The sequence below is a fragment of the Pseudomonas sp. LBUM1671 genome, from assembly GCF_059695685.1.
The window spans coordinates 4,430,968-4,449,230 of the sequence record NZ_CP166782.1; the positions used below are offsets into that span (position 1 = coordinate 4,430,968).

20 protein-coding genes are annotated in these 18,263 nt (G+C 53.9%); 4 read left to right on the plus strand and 16 right to left on the minus strand.

Translation table 11 applies throughout. The features are described 5' to 3' along the window. Positions 1-90: a K(+)-transporting ATPase subunit F gene (kdpF, locus tag ACA060_RS20425; RefSeq protein WP_007899818.1), complete on the minus strand. Its 90-nt coding sequence runs from the start codon at positions 88-90 to the stop codon at positions 1-3. Positions 91-489: 399 nt separating this feature from the next. Here kdpF and eat point away from each other — a divergent pair, with 399 nt between their 5' ends. Both eat and ACA060_RS20435 read left to right on the plus strand, forming a co-directional pair. Continuing rightward, positions 490-1,854, plus strand: coding sequence for an ethanolamine permease (gene eat / locus ACA060_RS20430; protein WP_497312817.1), 1,365 nt, complete (start codon positions 490-492; stop codon positions 1,852-1,854). A 123-nt stretch (positions 1,855-1,977) separates the two neighbouring features. Further along, the gene (locus ACA060_RS20435; RefSeq protein WP_010461642.1) at positions 1,978-2,145 is read left to right on the plus strand and encodes a DUF2897 family protein; all 168 of its coding nucleotides are present in this window, start codon (positions 1,978-1,980) and stop codon (positions 2,143-2,145) included. Between the two features lie 92 nt (positions 2,146-2,237). Here ACA060_RS20435 and ACA060_RS20440 read toward each other — a convergent pair whose 3' ends face one another. Next, complete coding sequence (locus tag ACA060_RS20440) at positions 2,238-3,089, minus strand: urea carboxylase-associated family protein (RefSeq protein ID WP_109633684.1); 852 nt, start codon at positions 3,087-3,089, stop codon at positions 2,238-2,240. Between the two features lie 15 nt (positions 3,090-3,104). Next, entirely contained in the window at positions 3,105-3,758 is a 654-nt protein-coding gene (locus ACA060_RS20445; RefSeq protein ID WP_497312819.1) for a GntR family transcriptional regulator, read from the minus strand. Positions 3,759-3,934: 176 nt separating this feature from the next. On the opposite strand from ACA060_RS20445, the gene ACA060_RS20450 reads away from it, so the two are divergent. Next, entirely contained in the window at positions 3,935-4,492 is a 558-nt protein-coding gene (locus tag ACA060_RS20450; RefSeq protein WP_497304403.1) for a TetR/AcrR family transcriptional regulator, read from the plus strand. Here ACA060_RS20450 and fabF read toward each other — a convergent pair. The 4 genes from fabF to ACA060_RS20470 form a co-directional block, all read right to left on the minus strand. Then, positions 4,489-5,763: a beta-ketoacyl-ACP synthase II gene (fabF, locus tag ACA060_RS20455; protein WP_497312821.1), complete on the minus strand. Its 1,275-nt coding sequence runs from the start codon at positions 5,761-5,763 to the stop codon at positions 4,489-4,491. The two genes, ACA060_RS20450 and fabF, sit on opposite strands and share 4 nt — an antisense overlap. Positions 5,764-5,795: 32 nt before the next feature. Next, positions 5,796-6,590: an SDR family NAD(P)-dependent oxidoreductase gene (locus ACA060_RS20460; protein WP_497312823.1), complete on the minus strand. Its 795-nt coding sequence runs from the start codon at positions 6,588-6,590 to the stop codon at positions 5,796-5,798. A gap of 202 nt (positions 6,591-6,792) precedes the next feature. Then, complete coding sequence (locus ACA060_RS20465) at positions 6,793-7,128, minus strand: ComEA family DNA-binding protein (protein ID WP_497312825.1); 336 nt, start codon at positions 7,126-7,128, stop codon at positions 6,793-6,795. Between the two features lie 112 nt (positions 7,129-7,240). Continuing rightward, entirely contained in the window at positions 7,241-9,235 is a 1,995-nt protein-coding gene (locus ACA060_RS20470; RefSeq protein ID WP_497318316.1) for a polysaccharide biosynthesis protein, read from the minus strand. Between the two features lie 337 nt (positions 9,236-9,572). Between ACA060_RS20470 and ACA060_RS20475 the strand changes: the two genes are divergently transcribed. Beyond that, complete coding sequence (locus ACA060_RS20475; RefSeq protein ID WP_497312827.1) at positions 9,573-10,049, plus strand: acyltransferase; 477 nt, start codon at positions 9,573-9,575, stop codon at positions 10,047-10,049. Positions 10,050-10,099: 50 nt separating this feature from the next. On the opposite strand, the gene ACA060_RS20480 is transcribed toward ACA060_RS20475, so the two are convergent. The 9 genes from ACA060_RS20480 to ACA060_RS20520 form a co-directional block, all read right to left on the minus strand. Further along, on the minus strand, positions 10,100-11,563 hold the full coding sequence (locus ACA060_RS20480) for a hypothetical protein (protein ID WP_497312829.1): 1,464 nt from the start codon (positions 11,561-11,563) through the stop codon (positions 10,100-10,102). An 18-nt stretch (positions 11,564-11,581) separates the two neighbouring features. Next, the gene (locus tag ACA060_RS20485) at positions 11,582-11,968 is read right to left on the minus strand and encodes a GtrA family protein (protein WP_497312831.1); all 387 of its coding nucleotides are present in this window, start codon (positions 11,966-11,968) and stop codon (positions 11,582-11,584) included. Further along, on the minus strand, positions 11,958-12,410 hold the full coding sequence (locus ACA060_RS20490) for a sugar 3,4-ketoisomerase (protein ID WP_497312833.1): 453 nt from the start codon (positions 12,408-12,410) through the stop codon (positions 11,958-11,960). Before ACA060_RS20490 ends, ACA060_RS20485 begins: the two co-directional genes overlap by 11 nt. After that, positions 12,403-13,341, minus strand: a complete 939-nt coding sequence (locus tag ACA060_RS20495; protein WP_497312835.1) for a glycosyltransferase family 2 protein — start codon at positions 13,339-13,341, stop codon at positions 12,403-12,405. The genes ACA060_RS20490 and ACA060_RS20495 overlap by 8 nt, the downstream gene beginning before the upstream one ends. Positions 13,342-13,527: 186 nt before the next feature. Next, complete coding sequence (locus tag ACA060_RS20500; protein ID WP_497312837.1) at positions 13,528-14,538, minus strand: MraY family glycosyltransferase; 1,011 nt, start codon at positions 14,536-14,538, stop codon at positions 13,528-13,530. Between the two features lie 12 nt (positions 14,539-14,550). Next, positions 14,551-15,531: an NAD-dependent epimerase/dehydratase family protein gene (locus tag ACA060_RS20505; RefSeq protein ID WP_497312839.1), complete on the minus strand. Its 981-nt coding sequence runs from the start codon at positions 15,529-15,531 to the stop codon at positions 14,551-14,553. Continuing rightward, positions 15,528-16,526: a WaaS/CpsH family glycosyltransferase gene (locus ACA060_RS20510; RefSeq protein WP_497312841.1), complete on the minus strand. Its 999-nt coding sequence runs from the start codon at positions 16,524-16,526 to the stop codon at positions 15,528-15,530. The genes ACA060_RS20505 and ACA060_RS20510 overlap by 4 nt, the downstream gene beginning before the upstream one ends. 2 nt (positions 16,527-16,528) lie before the next feature. Further along, complete coding sequence (locus ACA060_RS20515; protein WP_497312843.1) at positions 16,529-17,089, minus strand: serine O-acetyltransferase; 561 nt, start codon at positions 17,087-17,089, stop codon at positions 16,529-16,531. A gap of 11 nt (positions 17,090-17,100) precedes the next feature. After that, entirely contained in the window at positions 17,101-18,234 is a 1,134-nt protein-coding gene (locus ACA060_RS20520) for an NAD-dependent epimerase/dehydratase family protein (protein ID WP_497312845.1), read from the minus strand. Between the last annotated feature and the right edge of the window lie 29 nt (positions 18,235-18,263).

An 18,263-nucleotide genomic window follows, 5' to 3' on the forward strand; every position in this document is an offset into this window, starting at 1 on the left:
CTAGTTCCGGTCCGCGCGCAACAGCGCAACCAACAGATAAATGAACAGCCCCACTGCCAATAGCAGTGACACCCCGTCCAGAACGCTCATGGAAGTTCTCCGTGTTACGGCGTATTGCCGCGTGTGGAGTCATTGTCGGCAGGGTGGCTGTAAAGGAACGAGACCGAGGGTGTTGGCTGTGCATAAAGAAAGCGTAAAGAGTGGGTTTATGCGGGCGTTACAGTCAGCGTTTTGGGGTGTCTGGGCGGGCCTCTTCGCGAGCAAGCCCGCTCCCACAGGGGAATGCATTCTAAATGTGGGAGCGGGCTTGCTCGCGAAGGCGGCATAACAGGCAACAACGCCCCTAACTGATGCACAAAATCCGCCCATTGCGCAGCGAACATCCCCGATACGACACCTTTTTACGCTTTACGACTGCCATCACAACACTGGCACGCCCACTGCAAACGCCCTCCCCGAAGCTGTCCAAACCGTTCAGGGAGCAAACGCATGAACACACAACTCAAACCCACGCTGGGCACGTTGCACCTGTGGGGCATTGCGGTCGGGCTGGTGATTTCCGGTGAGTATTTCGGCTGGAGTTACGGCTGGGGCGTGGCCGGGACACTCGGGTTCCTGGTGACCTCGTTCATGGTCGCCACGATGTACACCTGCTTTATCTTCAGTTTCACCGAGCTGACGACGGCTATTCCCCATGCCGGCGGCCCCTTTGCCTACAGCCGCCGCGCCTTTGGCGAAAAAGGCGGATTGATCGCCGGGCTGGCGACGCTGATCGAGTTCGTCTTCGCCCCGCCGGCGATTGCCTTGGCTATCGGTGCTTACCTGAATGTGCAATTCCCCGCCCTCGACCCGAAACACGCAGCGGTCGGCGCCTACATCGTGTTCATGGGCCTGAACATTCTCGGCGTGAAACTGGCCGCGACCTTCGAGTTGGTTGTCTGCGTATTGGCCGTGGCGGAACTTCTGGTGTTCATGGGCGTGGTCGCGCCGGCGTTCAGCTTCAGCAACTTTGCCCTGAATGGCTGGGCCGGCTCCGATGTGTTCGGGGCACCAGCGATTGCCGGGATGTTCGCGGCGATTCCATTCGCCATCTGGTTCTTTCTCGCCATCGAGGGCGCAGCGATGGCGGCCGAAGAAGCCAAGGACCCGAAACGTACGATCCCGAAGGCCTACATCAGCGGCATTTTGACCCTGGTATTGCTGGCCATGGGCGTGATGTTCTTCGCCGGCGGCGTCGGCGACTGGCGCACCCTGTCGAACATCAACGACCCGCTGCCACAGGCCATGAAAACCGTGGTCGGCGAAAGCTCGGGCTGGTTGCACATGCTGGTGTGGATCGGCCTGTTCGGCCTGGTGGCGAGTTTCCACGGAATCATCCTCGGCTACTCGCGGCAGTTCTTCGCCCTCGCCCGCGCCGGTTACCTGCCGGCGTCGCTGGCCAAACTGTCGCGCTTCCACACACCCCATCGGGCGATCATTGCCGGCGGCGTAATCGGTATCGCGGCGATCTACAGCGATGGTTTGATCAATCTCGGTGGCATGACGCTGACCGCGGCGATGATCACCATGGCGGTGTTCGGCGCAATCGTGATGTACATCATGAGCATGCTCAGCCTGTTCAAGCTGCGTAAGACCGAGCCGAACCTAGAGCGCACCTTCCGCGCACCGTGTTATCCGTTGGTGCCGATGATTGCGTTGGTTCTGGCGATGGTGTGCCTGGTGGCGATGGCCTGGTTCAACACCTTGATCGGGTTGATCTTCGTCGGCTTCATGGCGGTGGGTTTCGTGTACTTCATGCTCACGGCGCAATTGCGTGCCGATGCGCCGGCAGACGCGATGTTGACCGGCCTGTAATCAGCCAAGTGCGGCAGTCATATCAGGCATAGAATTGAACCACTGCGAAATGAAATCGCTCAAAGTGGTATGCACGATCGATTGGCGAAACCCGCCAATCGGCCTGCCCTCAAGGAGAGCCCTATGCCCTGGTATGCCTGGTTGATTCTGGTCGTTGCAATCGGCTCGATCGTTGGTGGATTGATGATGCTGCGTGATACCGCCAACAAGGTCGAACTGACCGAAGAGCAACGTAAACGCGTCGCTGAACGCAACGCGGAAGCGGACGCCAAGGATGCGCAGGACCGCTAAAAAACTGCTGAACAGCTTCTGTAGGAGCGAGGCTTGCCCGCGAAGGCGATCTCAGGGACGCCTTCGCGGGCAAGCCTCGCTCCTACGTCCGATTATTTTTCCCAGTCGGCCTTGGCGATATGCAAGCCATGCAGCCCTTTGTACGCCGCACGTTCGGGCTGGCTCCAGCCCTCGAGCAACGCATCCTCCAACCGATAAATCTCCACCCCCAGCGGGCGACAGACGCTCAGCGGATCCTGCGCATCCGGTCCCCACATCGCCAGCGAGAGATCCCCTCCCGGACAGGTCGACAGCGCACACAGCAAATCGATCTCGGCAAAGAACTCCAGGTAATCGCCCTTCTGCGCCGGACAGGCTTTCATGAAATACATGTCGTCATGGTTCAGGCCGGTGCACTGAAAAATGTTCAGCACGTCATGCACGTCGAACTCAGTCAGGCCATGAGGCAACACGGCGCGCGTCAGGTTGGAGTGGCAGTGATGATGAAAATCCTCGCCGGTGAGCATTTTGTTTACGTAGGGATCGCAGCGAGTGCCGAGCAAATCGTGCAAGCGCCCGCCATGTTCGTCGATGCCGTAACCGGCCAGGCTGTCGTCGGTGATGGTCACCAGCGGCCGCAAGAAAGGCAGGTTCGACCAGAGCCGGTCATGGGTGCTGACATGGGCGCCCTGCAACTGCCGGGTGCGCGCCGCCCACAGACGCTCGCGCGGGTCGTTGGCATTCCAGACATTGAAGTCGCCCACTTGCGGGCCGACCGGCGTGGTCACGCGAAACACATGCCCGGCCGGCACGTTCCACGCGCGCCCGGTACGGATCGGCACCTCAAATGACTCGATCAGCGTCCGGCCGTCCTTGTTGTCGCGGATCCGTTCATAGAAGGCTTTGTCCACCTGCAAGGCCGAGCCTTTGCTGACTTGATAGGCCGCCGGATAGTCTTTGTACATGGCACAAATCCTCAATCAGTGATGGGGTGTTGGGGCAAGCATTTGCAACAGAAGGTGTTCAGAGTCATCGAGATAAACACTCATGGCGTCTGCAGCGGCGCGCTTGTCGCCCTCGACGAGGAAGTCATGGATCTGCCGGTCGCGAGCCAGCCAGGGCGCCTGGAAACGTGATTCATCCGGCGCATTGCAGAACGCCAGGCGCAGTTGCGCGACAACGTTGGTGAAAAACTCATCGAACAACGGGCTGCGCAGCAACCCGACGATGTGTTGATGAAACGCCAGACTGTGGGAGCCAACGGCGCGCCAGTCCTCGCGTTCCCGGGCCAGCTCGGTGGCCTCCAGCGCCTCGAGCATCCGGCCGGACTGATCGTCGCTTGGCGGTTGGCTCACGCTGATGGCCTGCAACTCCAGAGTGCGCCGAACTTTGAACAGATCCCGTACGTCATCGATGCCCAGCCTGCGCACCATCACACCCTTGTTGCGCACGTAACGGGTCAGACCGTCCTGGCCCAGACGGTGCAACGCTTCACGAATGGTGTTGCGGGAAGCGTTGTAGGCCGACACCAGATCGTTCTCTACCAGCGCCATGCCAGGCAGCAGGCGACCGCCAATGATGTCGGCGCGTAACTCCAATGTGATGTGATCGGCCAGGGACAGTCCGCTGTGCATGCTCATCGCCTCGTGATTGTTCAACAATCGTCAGCTGACAAGTAATCACTATTCGTGCCAGATGATTCGATGCGGCAGGACGAAGTTGGACGCATCTGCATGCTTTTTAGAAGTAGAAGTACAGTCACCATCCCATTTTCATTGGTTAAGATGGCGCATTGTTGCGGAGATTCCAGATGCGTTACTCGCAGGACCATAAAGCCCAGACCCATCAACGCATCATCAAGGAAGCCTCAGCGCGATTTCGCCGTGACGGTATTGGCGCGACCGGCTTGCAACCTCTGATGAAAGCATTGGGCTTGACCCACGGCGGTTTCTACTCGCATTTCAAGTCCAAGGACGAACTGGTGGAAAAAGCCCTGCAGGCTGCCGCCGATCAGTGCGACGCTACCTGTGCCGAGCTTTTCGCTCAGGATCGCCCTCTGGAAACGTTCATCGATACCTATCTGTCCGAATGGCACCAGACTTCACCTGATGAGGGTTGCCCTCTTCCGACGATGTCCTCGGAGCTGGGTTTGCGCGGACAACCCAGCCCGACCTCAGACGTGGTGCTCAATTCAAGGCTTGAACAAGTGCAAGGCACGCTTGAAGGCGAAGATGCCGCCGACCGCAGCATCTTCATCATGTCCGCACTGGTCGGGGCGTTGTTGCTGTCGCGCAGTGTCGAGAACCCGGAGCTGGCGCAGCGGATTCTCGACGTGACACGCGAGTTTCTCAAACAACCCCTGGTCTAATCCTGCCAGCGCTTGAACAATACGCTGGCATTGACCCCACCGAACCCGAAGCCATTGGACAGCGCGTACTCGATGGCCATCGGCCGCGCCTGACCGTGGACGATGTCCACACCTTGCGCCGCCGGATCCGGGTTTTCGAAATTGAGAGTGGGTGGCACGATCTGATCGCGGATCGCCAACAGCGTGAAGATTGCCTCAATCCCGCCCGCCGCGCCCAGTAAATGCCCGGTGGCGGATTTGGTCGACGTCACCGCAATCTTGTTGTCGGAACCGAACAATGACTTGATGGCGGCCAATTCACCAAGGTCCCCGACCGGCGTCGAGGTGGCGTGAGCGTTGAGATGCTGCACCTGTGCGGCAGAAATGCCCGCCTGGGCCAAGGCCAGCGACATTGCCCGACGCGCACCGCTGCCATCTTCGGGGCCGGCAGTCAGGTGATAGGCGTCGGCGCTGGTGCCGTATCCGACCAGTTCGGCCAAGGGTTGAGCGCCGCGGGCAAGGGCATGTTCCAGTGATTCGATCACCAGAAGACCCGCGCCCTCGCCCATCACAAAGCCATCCCGGCCACTGTCGAACGGCCGTGAGGCGCGCTCCGGGGTGTCGTTGTATCCGCTGGACAAGGCACGCGCCGCCGCGAACCCGGCGAGACTGACTCGATCGATCGCCGCCTCCGCGCCACCGCACACAGCAATATCCGCCTCGCCACAACGAATCAGCCGCGCCGCGTCACCAATCGCCTGAACCCCGGCCGCGCACGCCGTCACCGGCGCACCCAGCGGCCCTTTGAAACCATGCTGGATCGACACATGACCGGCCGCGAGGTTGACCAGAAAGGAAGGAATCGTGAAGGGCGACAAACGTCGCGGGCCGCGGCTGTCGGTGGTGCGGACCGCATCGGCAATCGCGCCAAAACCACCCACGCCCGAGCCGATAATCGTCGCGGTGCGCTCTTGGGTCTTGGCGTCCAGCGCTTGCCAGCCGGCCTGCTCCAGCGCCTGGCGCGCAGCCTCCATGGCAAACATAATGAAGCGGTCCATTTTTTTCTGCTCTTTGGGCGGTGTCGCCCGATCCGGGTCAAAACCCGCTTCGGGATCTTCCGTCATGGAGAGCACCGCGCCGCCGACCTTGGCCGGCAGATCGGCGACCACTTCATCAGGCAAATTACGCAGCCCGGAGCGCCCGGCCAGCAGACGCTCCCAGACCGCCTCAATACCGCTACCCAGCGGAGACACCAGGCCCATACCCGTTACAACCACTCGACGATCACTCATACCGCAATTACCTCAAGCCGATTAAGGGCGCCTCACTTGTAGCGCGTGGCGGCCGTACTTTTCGAAAGATTCGGGGCCATGACCAGGCGGGCTTTTACAAAGTCGTCCCAGTCGGAGGCGTTCGGTAACGAGGGAATGGTGATCAGCTCACCCTGGTCCAGACCGGACAATGCTGCGTCCACCATCTCCCCGGCTTCCATGACCATATCCGCAGGAATCTGAGTCGCGTCAATACCGGAGCGCTCCCAGATTTCAGTGCGTGTTACGCCTGGCAACACGGCCTGGACCTTGACACCGGTGCCGTCCAGTTCGGCATTCAACGACTGAGTCAGACTTAACACATAAGCCTTGCTTGCGCTGTACGTCGCATTGAATCGCTCAGGAAACAACGCCACCACCGAGGCAATGTTGATGATCGTGCCACGGCCTGCCTTGGCAAAACTGGCGGCGGCTGCCGATGCCAGGCGTGTGACGGTGGTGACGTTGAGCTGAATCAGTTTTTCCATTTGGTCCATGTCGGAATTGGCCAACAGACCATCGGCGGCAACACCGGCGTTGTTCAGCAGCAGGCTGATACTCGAGTCACTGCGCAGACGCTGTTCAATCTTCAGAACGTCATCTTTTTGTGTGAGGTCTGCCTTCAGTACTTCGACCTGGACACCATGCTCGGCGCGCAAATTGCTCGCCGCTGCCTGCAAGCGTTCCTCGTCGCGAGCGACCAGCAACAGATCGAAACCTCGGGCAGCCAACCGCTCGGCGTAAATGGCGCCGATTCCGGAGGAGGCTCCGGTGACGAGGGCGGTTCCTTGGGTCTGGACAGAATTCATGAGCGTGCTCCTCGGGGAATGCATTTGGAAGATGAGCGCCTGAGCGCTTCGGCTGGTCGAGAAATTATTATAGGCATAATTTTCAGGCAATATGATAGTCGTAATTTTTCATATGCCGACCGAAGGCATGACACTGCCCTTTACGCCAAAATGAAAAAAAAGGCCGGTCAATGACCGGCCTCTTCGGCGTTGATCTAAAAGCTTAGTTCACTTCCAGCTTATCGCGGTTCTTATCCAGGATCGCTTTGCCTATCCCCTTCACTTCCAGCAACTCGTCCACGGACGAAAACGGTCCATTACTGTCACGATAAGCAACAATCGCCTTGGCTTTGGCCTCCCCAATACCGGATAGCTCACGCTGCAGCGTCGGTGCATCAGCTCCATTGAGGTCGACTTTGCCAGACAGCGCCTTAGGCGCGACTTCCAGCACCATAGGTGCGTTGCCAGCCTCCGGCTTTGCCGCAGGCGCGGCGATGGCGGCAATAGAGGCGCTAGTCAGCAGGGCGAAAACCAGAGAGTAGAAATAGCCAGTACGCATAAATGAAGCTCCATAACATCGATTGAGAAAGCAGCTTTTCCGAAGCTGCTCTCCAAACTTAGGCGATGTGGTGGAGCTGTCAAAAGTGTGTCTGTTGCAGGATGTGAAACAATCAGGGTTCGAGGCGACGTTGCTGGTAGATCCAGTCGACGATTTCGCCATCGGGGCTGTAACCGCTGACGGTTTCGCGCAGGAGCTGGCGAACGCGCGAGTAGTCGTCCTGTTCAACGGCGACCAGCAATTCCGTCAAGCGCCCCTTCAGAACGTCCCAAACGAGGTGATCTTCATTCGCGCTCATGATCATTGGATGCTGGGTGGCCGATACGTTGTCACCGATCAGCAACTCCTCATAGAGTTTTTCTCCTGGACGCAATCCAGTGAACTCGATGGAAATGTCACCGTGTGGATTCTTGTCTGAACGAATGCTCAAGCCGGACAAATGAATCATCTTCTCCGCAAGTTCGACGATCTTGACCGGTTCGCCCATGTCCAGAACAAACACATCGCCGCCCTGGCCCATGGAACCCGCCTGGATTACCAATTGCGCCGCTTCAGGGATGGTCATGAAATAGCGGGTGATCTTCGGATGGGTAACCGTTAGAGGGCCGCCCGATTTGATCTGGTTGTGGAAAAGCGGAATTACGGAACCTGAAGAACCCAATACATTGCCAAAACGAACCATCGTAAAACGAGTTTTGTTGACGCGTGAGACGTTCGCTTTGTCGCCAAACAGTACGGGCGCAATCTCGCGGCTGAGCGCTTGAAGCGTCAACTCGGCGAGACGCTTGGTGCTGCCCATTACATTGGTTGGGCGGACCGCCTTGTCGGTAGAGATCAGCACGAAATTAGCGACCCCCATCTGTAAAGCCGCCTGTGCCGTGTTAAGCGTCCCGATGACGTTATTCAAGACGCCTTCAGCAATATTGTGCTCGACCATAGGCACATGCTTGTAAGCGGCTGCGTGGTAGACAGTGTCGACACGCCAGGTTTTCATCACGTCCAGGAGTTTGTCCTTATGACGGATAGACCCGAGAATCGGCAATAGCTGTACAGCTGACGATTCCCGACAGCTACGTTGCTCGAGTTCGGACAGAATACTGTAGAGATTGAACTCACTGTGCTCGAACAAAATCAGCGTAGTGGGTTCCAGAGCAAAAATCTGCCGACACAGTTCCGACCCGATTGAACCGCCCGCGCCTGTGACCATTACGGTTTTGCCGCGGATACAGCGCTCAAGCAACTCAGGTTGCGCAGGCACTGAGTCGCGCCCGAGCAGGTCGGCGATGTCAACTTCCCGAATATCCTCGACCTTGACGCGGCCGCTGGCCAAATCCGTAAAGTTGGGCACGCTACGCACGTGAAGCGGAAACCTTTCCAGCACATTAAGAATTTCCCGGCGACGAGCGCGGGTCGAGGACGGCAGCGCAAGAAGGATTTCCTGCGCACCGGTGACGTCGATCATCTGCTGGATGTGCTTGGGTTTGTAGACGTGCAAGCCGGAGATGGAACGATCAGCAATGCTGGAGTCGTCGTCGATGAACGCCACCGGCCGCATGACACGCCCCATGCGCAATGCAGCAACCAGTTGGTTACCCGCCACACCGGCGCCGTAGATGGCGACTTTGGTCAAACCGTCATCGCGGTTGGTAAAAGGCACATGTTGGGCCGCCGTGAACCAGTCGCCCATGAAATACTGGCGCATGCAGAGGCGCAGGCCGCCAATGATCACTAGGCTCAACCACCAATAGTTGAAAATGACGGACCGCGGAACGACAGCCTCGTGATTGCTATACCAGTAGACAACCAAAGCTAGGATGAGCGATGAGAGGCTGACAGCCTTGATAATGGCAACGAGCGCATCGTTACCAAAATAACGCATTACGGCACGGTACATGCCGAATCGTATGAACAAGGGAATCGCGACAAGTGGAGCGCAAACAAATAGCCATATATGAATTTTGAAAGGATTGATCATCTCGTCAATACCCAAGCGCACGATGAATGCCATCCACAGCGCTATCCAAACGAGAATCACGTCCGTGAAAACTTGGATCAATCGCTTCTGCCGACGCGGAAGCCCTAGCAAAAACATCCTCAGCCTATCCATATAGCCTTGCCCCAAAGTACCCTACTCCCTTGCCTGAACTCATTGAAGTTCATTGTACGTAGGTAGTCATCGTCATAACAGAAAAAATCTGCTTTTGCGGGTGTCGCTGCCAGCATTTCTGAGCCGCAGCAGGCAAATCCCGGCGAGATCGGCTTGCACTGCATCAATCTTCCGACAGGCGCCGCAGGGACAGGTTCCCGCGCGGATCCATTGCCCGACAGAGTGAATCGTTCGCGGCATTTACAACAGGCGGGGTTGCGATGCTGGAAAAAAAATGGAAGCGCTGCATGTTTTCTAGGAAACTACGCCGATCAACCTTGTATGGATCGAACGAAACATGAGTGAGCCCAAAGACTATTTCGTGCACTCCCACGCCCTGTGCGAATCTTCCAACATAGGCAAAGGCTCTCGAATCTGGGCTTTTACACACGTGTTGCCGCAAGCGAAAATTGGTCAGGATTGCAACGTATGCGATCACGTTTTCATCGAGAACGATGTCGTCATTGGCGACAGGGTAACGATTAAATGTGGCGTTCAAATCTGGGACGGGATTTCCATCGCGGATGACGTGTTCATCGGCCCTAACGCCACCTTTACCAACGATAGATTTCCAAGAAGCAAAGTCTATCCTGACAGCTTCGATAGAACCGTCATCGGCAAAGGTGCGTCTTTAGGCGCCAACTGCACCATCCTTCCCGGCATCACCATTGGTGAAAATGCAATGATCGGTGCTGGCGCGGTGGTCACTCGCTCTGTACCTGCCAACGTTACCGTTGTAGGCAATCCGGCAAGAATTCTGAAATCCCACGAATAACAAAACGTTTGGCGGCAATGCGCAGAAGATCGCGCATCGCCGCCCAGTGCTTATTTCAGTGGAGGGAAAGATGCTGCAACCTGGTCCTTCGCCCGCTTCTGCAACAATACCGCCACAGCGATAAAGCCCAGCGCCAGGATCAAGCCGATTTGATAAACGGTCATGGACATCCATGGCCCGTGTCGGCCGAAATAAAATTGCCACTGGTAGCTTTGAAAACTCAATCCGGCTGTCGCTGCCATTCCCACATAGCCCTTGATCCACAAAGACGGTGCGAACACTACGGCCGAAATCACAAGGCACCACACTCGTGTCAACCAGGCGAAGTCTGAAACGGCAAAAATAAGGACCGCGATTGGCAGGACACCGATCCACTGCCGGGTTTCAGACCCATAAGCCAGCAACGGCAGGAAGGCAAAGCAGATAACGATTAATGCCTTGGGGATCGAGTGTCGCCCCCCGAACGCCCAGGCCAGGCAAGCAAATATGGCTAGTAAGGTAACCGGCCCGAAACTGATGAAGTGGGCAATGATCGGTTTAAATGGAGCAGCAAGCGACTGATAAAACAGATAGTCGAGTAGCGGCGGTCCATTGAAGCCACCGCTCCAGTCAATACAAGTCTTGATCAGAATTGCGGACGCAACAAAGGACAAACCTGCCGCAAAAAGGCCGCTGAAGCTTATCGAGCGCCAAGTGACGGGATCCAGTAACAACCTGACACCCAGCCAGATAATCAACAACAACGAAACCAGCATCGCGGTGACCGACAACAGTATCATGTCGAGGCTGGCGGTTTTGCCGATAACGCTGGCGGCGTGCGAAACCACGGCTGATAGCGGCACTTTATAAATCATGAACAGCATCACAGCAGAAGCTGGCAAAGCAACCAATGCAAATAACCAAAGTGACAGCTTAGACCTGACAAGCCTGCTTTCTGCCGTCAAAGAATGTTCATGAGGGAACGTGGCCAGTATCAAGGGAATCAGAAACAGGCCAGGCATTAACCACGTGAAATAGGCACAAAAAGCGTACACAGCCCAACGATATGAACGAACCCAGCACCACAAACAGATGCAAACCATGGCTAACGCCACGTTATCGCTGAGGATCGGATAGAACATCGGCATGCACAAAAACACCCAACTGCAGGTCAATATCGCTACGGATATTGTGGCAACCGATTTTTTAACGTTGAGCCTTAACATGGTGTCGTGGAGCAATGCTGCGCCTACCGACAGCATGACGACGTTAAGGAAAAGCTGAATCCAGATCAATCCGGCCTTGGACACGCCCAAAGCGGATGCCAATATCAGAGGCAAGAATCCCGACATACGAACAGACCGGTAAGGGTCATCCAGAATAGGATTTCCCTGGCCCAGGGTTTGGATATATTGAACATAAAGTCCACCGTCCCACCCTGCACCGTCGCCGACTGGCACAAAGCCAACCACCAGATGGACCAGCAGAAGCAAACCTGCAACTGCCAATCCGTTAATTATAGAAACCCTGTTCAAGTTATCGCTCCAGGCAATTTATATTTTCCGAGTAAATATCTTTCTCGAAAGTAAAAAGTTAACAGGAACCATCAATACGATAGCTACAAGCAAAGCTAATCGCTCGTCCACACCAAGCTGGACAACGAGGATCCAAAGCACGCTACTCGTCAACAGATACTGGACGACATATACAAGCGGAAACAACAAAAGCGATCGTAAACCACGATGACTTCTAAAAACCACCATCCTGTTCAGGTAATACGCTAAAACCACACCTAGACAATAAGAAATCGTATAACTAATCTGATAAGAGAAGAAAACCAACAGCAACAGATATAGCAAATACGTGACTAGCGTATTAAAACCACCGGATAGCAGAAACCGCCCGAATACGCCTGAGCCAACTATCAACTTATGCACCACCGCCTTCCATACGCAACTTTATGTGCGCCAGAAACTCTTCATAGCTTGTCACATAATCTTCGTTATCGTAATGATCAGAAGCCAGCACTAACAGTACCGCATCCGAAGAATACTTATATTGACAGCCCCACGTCATGGGCGGGATATGAATCCCCATGTTGGCTTTATCCAATATGAATTCTTCCTTGTTTACCCCATCATCGGCAGTCACATGGATGGTGCCTTTCGCTGCTATGAGAAATTGATGGCATCGAAAGTGAGCATGATCACCGCGCACGCCATCCTCAGGAACACCGTAAACAAGAAAATAGCGCGAAACCAAGAAGGGCACGGTACGACCGAATTCACCCACCGACAAACTACCCCGTGGATCATTGACCTCGGGCAATTTATGCAGCGTAACACCCGCTACCGTAGTCTGCTGTACATCCAAGTCACTCATGTCCTTCTCCAAATTTATCAACTCGCATGGGGATCGCAAGCGGCCTGTTTTTTGTATTTTCGTACGTACGCCATGCGTATGACCCAACAACCCCCAAGCCCATCAGGTTCAAGCTACCCAGCAAAGTGATCATCAGCATGGTTACGGCATAACCAGGAACGGTAATATCACCTTCAAGTTTCGCCAGAACAACAACCATCCCGAACAACAATGCCAAAATTGACCCTGCTGCGCCTACGCGTATCAACAGACGTATTGGCAAATCAGTGAAAGCGAATACGCTGTCCATCATGTAATTTATTTTCTTGCGCAACGTCCAGGCAGACACGCCATGCTCTCGTTTTTGGCGCGTGTACTTTACCGTAGTCCGTCGAAATCCCAGCCAGAAAATTTGCGCAATCAGCGAGCTATGCCGCTCCTCGAGCGTCAGTAACATGTCACGAAAAGGCTTGTTGCAGGCGAACATATCGACGCCCCCAAGCGGTATTTCAGGCACCACGTAGCGACGATACAGTCCCCAGAACGTTTTTGAAGCCATTCGGCTGAGAAGCGGATCGTCTCGCCCTTCGCGAACGCCCACAACGACGTCAACGTCCTGGGTCATCAGGACGGAATTCATCTCAAATACCAGTTCGGGTGGTTCTTGCAGATCCGCGGCCATGACCGCAAATCGTTGGCCCGAGCCGAACTGGAAGCCGGTGCGGATCGCCATGAACGATCCGAAATTTCGAGACAGTAGAATCAACTGGGAGCGAAAAGCTCTCTTGGGCAGATCGAGCCTTAAAAGCTCATAACAGTTATCTGGACTGCCATCGACGACAAAAACAACCTCCAGGTCGTTTTTCAAACGATCGTTCAGCTGGTCAACTGCCGACAGTAACTGCGGAATTGAACCTTCATTGCGATAAACGGGAATAACCAAGGTCAGCAAAACAGACGCCCCTAAAAATGACAGAAAGCCCTGAAAAGGGGCGAAGATATAAGACCTACACTAACACTTTTTTTCGTGCCTTTGAGGTGCCAGTGGACAGTGCAACCGCCTTGGAAATCGACCTTTCTCACGCCCACGCAATAAGGTTCGACTGCAATTAGCTGGCACTATCGATAGCGCTGAGGATCAGCGAACCTCCAAATCCCCGGCGCGAAATTTTAATGCCAGCAACACCAAAGGTACATACGCGATCAGCAGCCCTATTAATCCTTCCAGCTTGCCTTCGACGACCAGCCAGGCAATTGGAAACAACCATGCAATGTTAAGAGCACCTGTCGCCAACGTCACCGGTAGATGCCTTTTGTACTGGCGGGAAGCAAATTGGTAGGCATGGCTGCGATGAGCTTCGTATACCTTGTCACCTCTCACCAGCCGACGGATCAGCGTAACAGTGGCATCAACGATGAAGACACCCAGGAGGATCAACCACCCCCAGAACAAATTCGTCGATACCCATGCCGACTGCAGTGCCAGTATGCCTAGGGTAACGCCAAGAAAACCGCTACCAGCATCACCCATAAAAATCTTCGCCGGAGGAAAATTCCAGCAAAGAAAACCTAGTACGGAACATGCGAGCAATAACGGCGCCGCTGTGGAGATGCCGTCCTGCAGCCAGTACAAAACAGCGGCACCAACGCAAACCGTAACGGCCTCAACACTGGCGATTCCATCGATGCCGTCCATGAAGTTGTAAAGATTCAGCATCCAGACAAGAAACATGGCTGCCACGGCGTAGCCGAATACTCCTAAGTCAATCGTTGCTCCGAAAATAGAAATGGGCGCGAGTCCACCTATCCAGTACAAAGCCCAAAACGCTGCGAAAAAGTGTCCCAAGAGACGCCATCTGGCGGCGATATGCCCATGATCATCAAGAAAGCCAAGGATCGCTACCGCTGCACCGGCCCCAAGCAACGCCAGGGAATCGCTGAATGAAATCATCTCCAGGACATTCATGACCACGACAGCTGCAATAAAGCTCAACACAATGGCAACACCGCCACCTCGTGGGGTCGGTATCGTATGGGAACTACGGGCATTAGGAACATCGATCAAGCTACGAGACAACGCGTACCAACGAAATACCCAGGTCAGGCCAAAAGAAGAAATTGCAATGACCAGCAAAAATAACCACAACATGAAGAATGCTCCCTACTCGGACTTCGCCGATTTTAAACTACGTGCTTCACTGGACATTTTGTAGTCATGAGCCGCTTTAAGGAGCTCTTCACGTGACGAAAATGGCGGCGTCCAATCCAGGCAGGCTCGTGCTTTAGTCGAGTTCAATACAAATGAACCGCATAACTGCGTCAGCAGCGCGCTCTTACCCAGAATCTTACTTAGCGTGAACATTACTGAAACTGGAAAGTAAAACAGCCGCGACTTACGTCCCATTCCTGAAGCCAGCCCCCGAATAATTTCAGGCAGTGACAGATCGTCTCCATCCGAAACCAGGAATAACTGCCCGCGAGCACCAGGATGGACTGCACACGTCTTCAGGAAATCAGTAAGATTATTCAGCGAAATCATACTTCTTTTATTGTTGACCCCGGAAAAAGGTAATGGCACGCCGAGATCGACAAGTTTTAGCAATCGCTGAAAATTGCCAGGTGCGTTCCCTGCATACACCAAGGGAGGGCGCACTATGACCAACTCCATTGTGCTTTCACTTGATGTGTATCGTTCGACGAGCCCAAGTTCCGCTTGATACTTGGATACCGCATAATCCTTTACCGGGTTGACTTCCGAAAGCTCGTCGACGGGAGTTGCACCGGTTTCGACGCCATTCACACCTATAGAACTGACAAAAACAAAACGCTTGACCCCAGCCTTCGCCGCGGATGACGCCAGTTCGAGCGTAAGCCGCCTGTTAACATTGAGCATGGCCTCCAAATTATTGGACGCCTGCCCAAACTGATGCGCACGCCCAGCCAAATGAATGACGACATCAATCCCCTCCAGCATTTTGAGGATAAAGGTCTCGTCGTCCAACGCCCCATAACAGCACTCATATTCGCCGGCACCCGAAGACGTCTGCCGCATCACTGCGCGTACAGAAAACCCACTGGCTTGGAGATCCAGACATAAAGCTCGACCGATAAATCCGCTGGCCCCAGTTACCAGTATCTTCATTTTGAGTTCACCGAATTGATAATCTCTTCGACCCAGCCTACCAGACTATATTTGCGGTAAACCTGAGGTTCAACTTGCTTGTAAGGCTTGTCAAAAAATGCGAGTGGAATACTCGGGGCAGCGCGATCAATAACGCAGATATTTTCTTCATTATAAAAGTCATACGATTTTACGCTCGAATTGGTTGTCACCAATTTCTTGCGCGCGCCCAATGTTTCCAAAGTCCGCATTGTGAGACCGGTCTGATGAGGATGCTCAATATCAAGTATGACTTTAGATAGATTAAATACGCGCTGGACTTCGGACTTGGAAATCGAATCAAATTGAAAATCGTTGCGCTTGGCCTTTCGGAATGAAGTGTTCGTCAACCGATATAACCAGTAAACCCAATTAGCTTGCAAAAAGAGATACCAATATCTTTTTACGGACGCACCCAACTGACGATCAATTTTCTTAACTATAGAAAACCGATCAGTATGCGCGGTACCAATGAAGCTTATATCAAATTCGGCATCTACTTGCTCAGTCGCCTCGAATCCCTTGGAAAAGAAAAGAGGCCGAAAATGTACGCCAAATTTCTGAGCATCATTTTTATCGAAAGAAAACACACTATCAAAAAACTCCAGATTATCTACCGTGTGCTGTCGATTTGAAAACGAATCCCACATATAAAGAATAAACTTCGCAGAGGGAAACTGTTGACGCCAACCCCTGAGAGTCTCTTTAGAAAGGGTTTGGCCATTCACTACAAACACATAGTCAAACTCAGCGCTAATCGATTCGAGTCTTTGTTTGTAATAACGATCCGCCGCACCAATCACCCATTCACGTCGTGCACGAGTGAGCGCTTTGAGAAACGCCGAATTAAACGGACGATCTAAAAGGAAAGTAACCTCCGCTCCCTGTCGCTCCAGTTCTCCTTTGATTTCATTCTCGTAACCAAAAAAGATCGGAGCAACGTATAACACTTTCTTGTTTTCAAGCAGATCATTCACGACTACATCGTCCGTTCTTTAACAATTTTTGCAGGCATACCGGCCACAATGACATCGCCAGGAACACTCATCAGCAACACGGAATTCGCGCCGACTGTTACGTTATTGCCCAAAACCAGCCCTCCCAGAATTTTTGCTCCCGCGCCAATAACAACGTTATCACCGACGACGGGCCTGTGATCGCTATCATAGGTAAAATCCAGGTCCTTGGCGCCGAGCGTCACGCCTTGATAGATGATTGCATTGCTGCCGATGCTCACCGCCCCGATCACTGTTCCCTGGGTATGAGGGAAAAACAACCCGGGACCAATCTTGCACACGACGGCAATCTCAATGCCGAATATGGTGAAATTCAGCAATGAAAAAAATCGAGCCAGGACTCTCAAGCCTTTAGCATTGGATTTAAAGGCGAGTCGATAAAGCAGCACGGGGGCGAATCGTGGCGAAAACATGCTCAAGACGAGTTTCAATTTTGATGCGACGGGAGGCGCATTGAATAGAGCTCTCTGTCGCTCTAAATCCGCTCGCAGTAAAGCTCTCAACCCGGTGTCGTGCTGCTCCATAGACATAATCCTTAATTCATCAATTTACGGGCGCGCAACTCTTGATTCGCTTTTTCGAGCTGATCTTCAGGTAGAGGCTGCGCAAGAACCCACTCCGCAAATCGCTTCAAGCCTTCCTTTAACGACACTTTTGGGTAGATGCCCAACAAATTATTAAGGCGCGTAACATCTGCGTAATTATGACGAATGTCACCCACCCGGAACTGGCCTGTTACAGTTACATTAGGTTCTTTGCCGAATGCCCGGGTCAGCTCCTCCGCAACCTCCTTGACAGAAGTCGCAATACCGCTACCCACGTTCACCACGGTATTTGGCGATTTTTCGACAAGCAAGCCAGCCAGCAAAGCATCAGTGACGTCATCAACGTGCACAAAATCCCGACTTTCCAACCCGTCTTCAAAAAGTGGAAGTACGCTATCGCGGCGTATCTTAGTGGAAAAAATGGACAATATGCCGGTGTAGGGGTTGTTTAGCGACTGACGCTCGCCATACACATTCTGCAAACGGAAAATCGTGTAATCAATACCCATCGACTGACACCCAATACGAACCAGATCCTCTTGCGCATATTTAGTAGCCGCATAAAACGAGGACGGCGCAATCAGGTCTGTCTCCGATGTAGGCACTAGCTGCAGCGGAGCGCCAGTTGAAGGGCACAATGGCTCCCACATCGACTGGCTCAAAGCCTCTGCCGAACGCGCTAGAGGTGAAACTCGCTGGTTGGTGACGGGATTGATATAGGCACCTTCACCGTAAACCGATCGGCTAGAGGAAAGCACAATTCGCGCGACGTGATGGTTCGGCAGTTTACCCAACACATCAAACATCAACGCAGTCCCTTGCGAATTCACCTCATTATAACGGGCAATCTCATACATCGATTGGCCGGTGCCTGTCTCGGCAGCCAGGTGGACGATACCGTCGATACCGTCCAGCGCCCTTACCCAGTCTTCTCTGGATGTGACACTTCCCCGGATAAATTCAACACCGTCAAGACTGAGCCAATCGAGATCAGCGGGGACTTGGCCATGCACCTGAACAGTCAAAGGATCAAGAATCCTGACAGTGTGATTGGTGCTAAGCAACTTTGGAACAAGGTGTGAACCTATGAATCCTGCGCCGCCGGTGATGAGAATTTTTTTCATGATGGTACCTTTAGAAATCGACAGTGAAA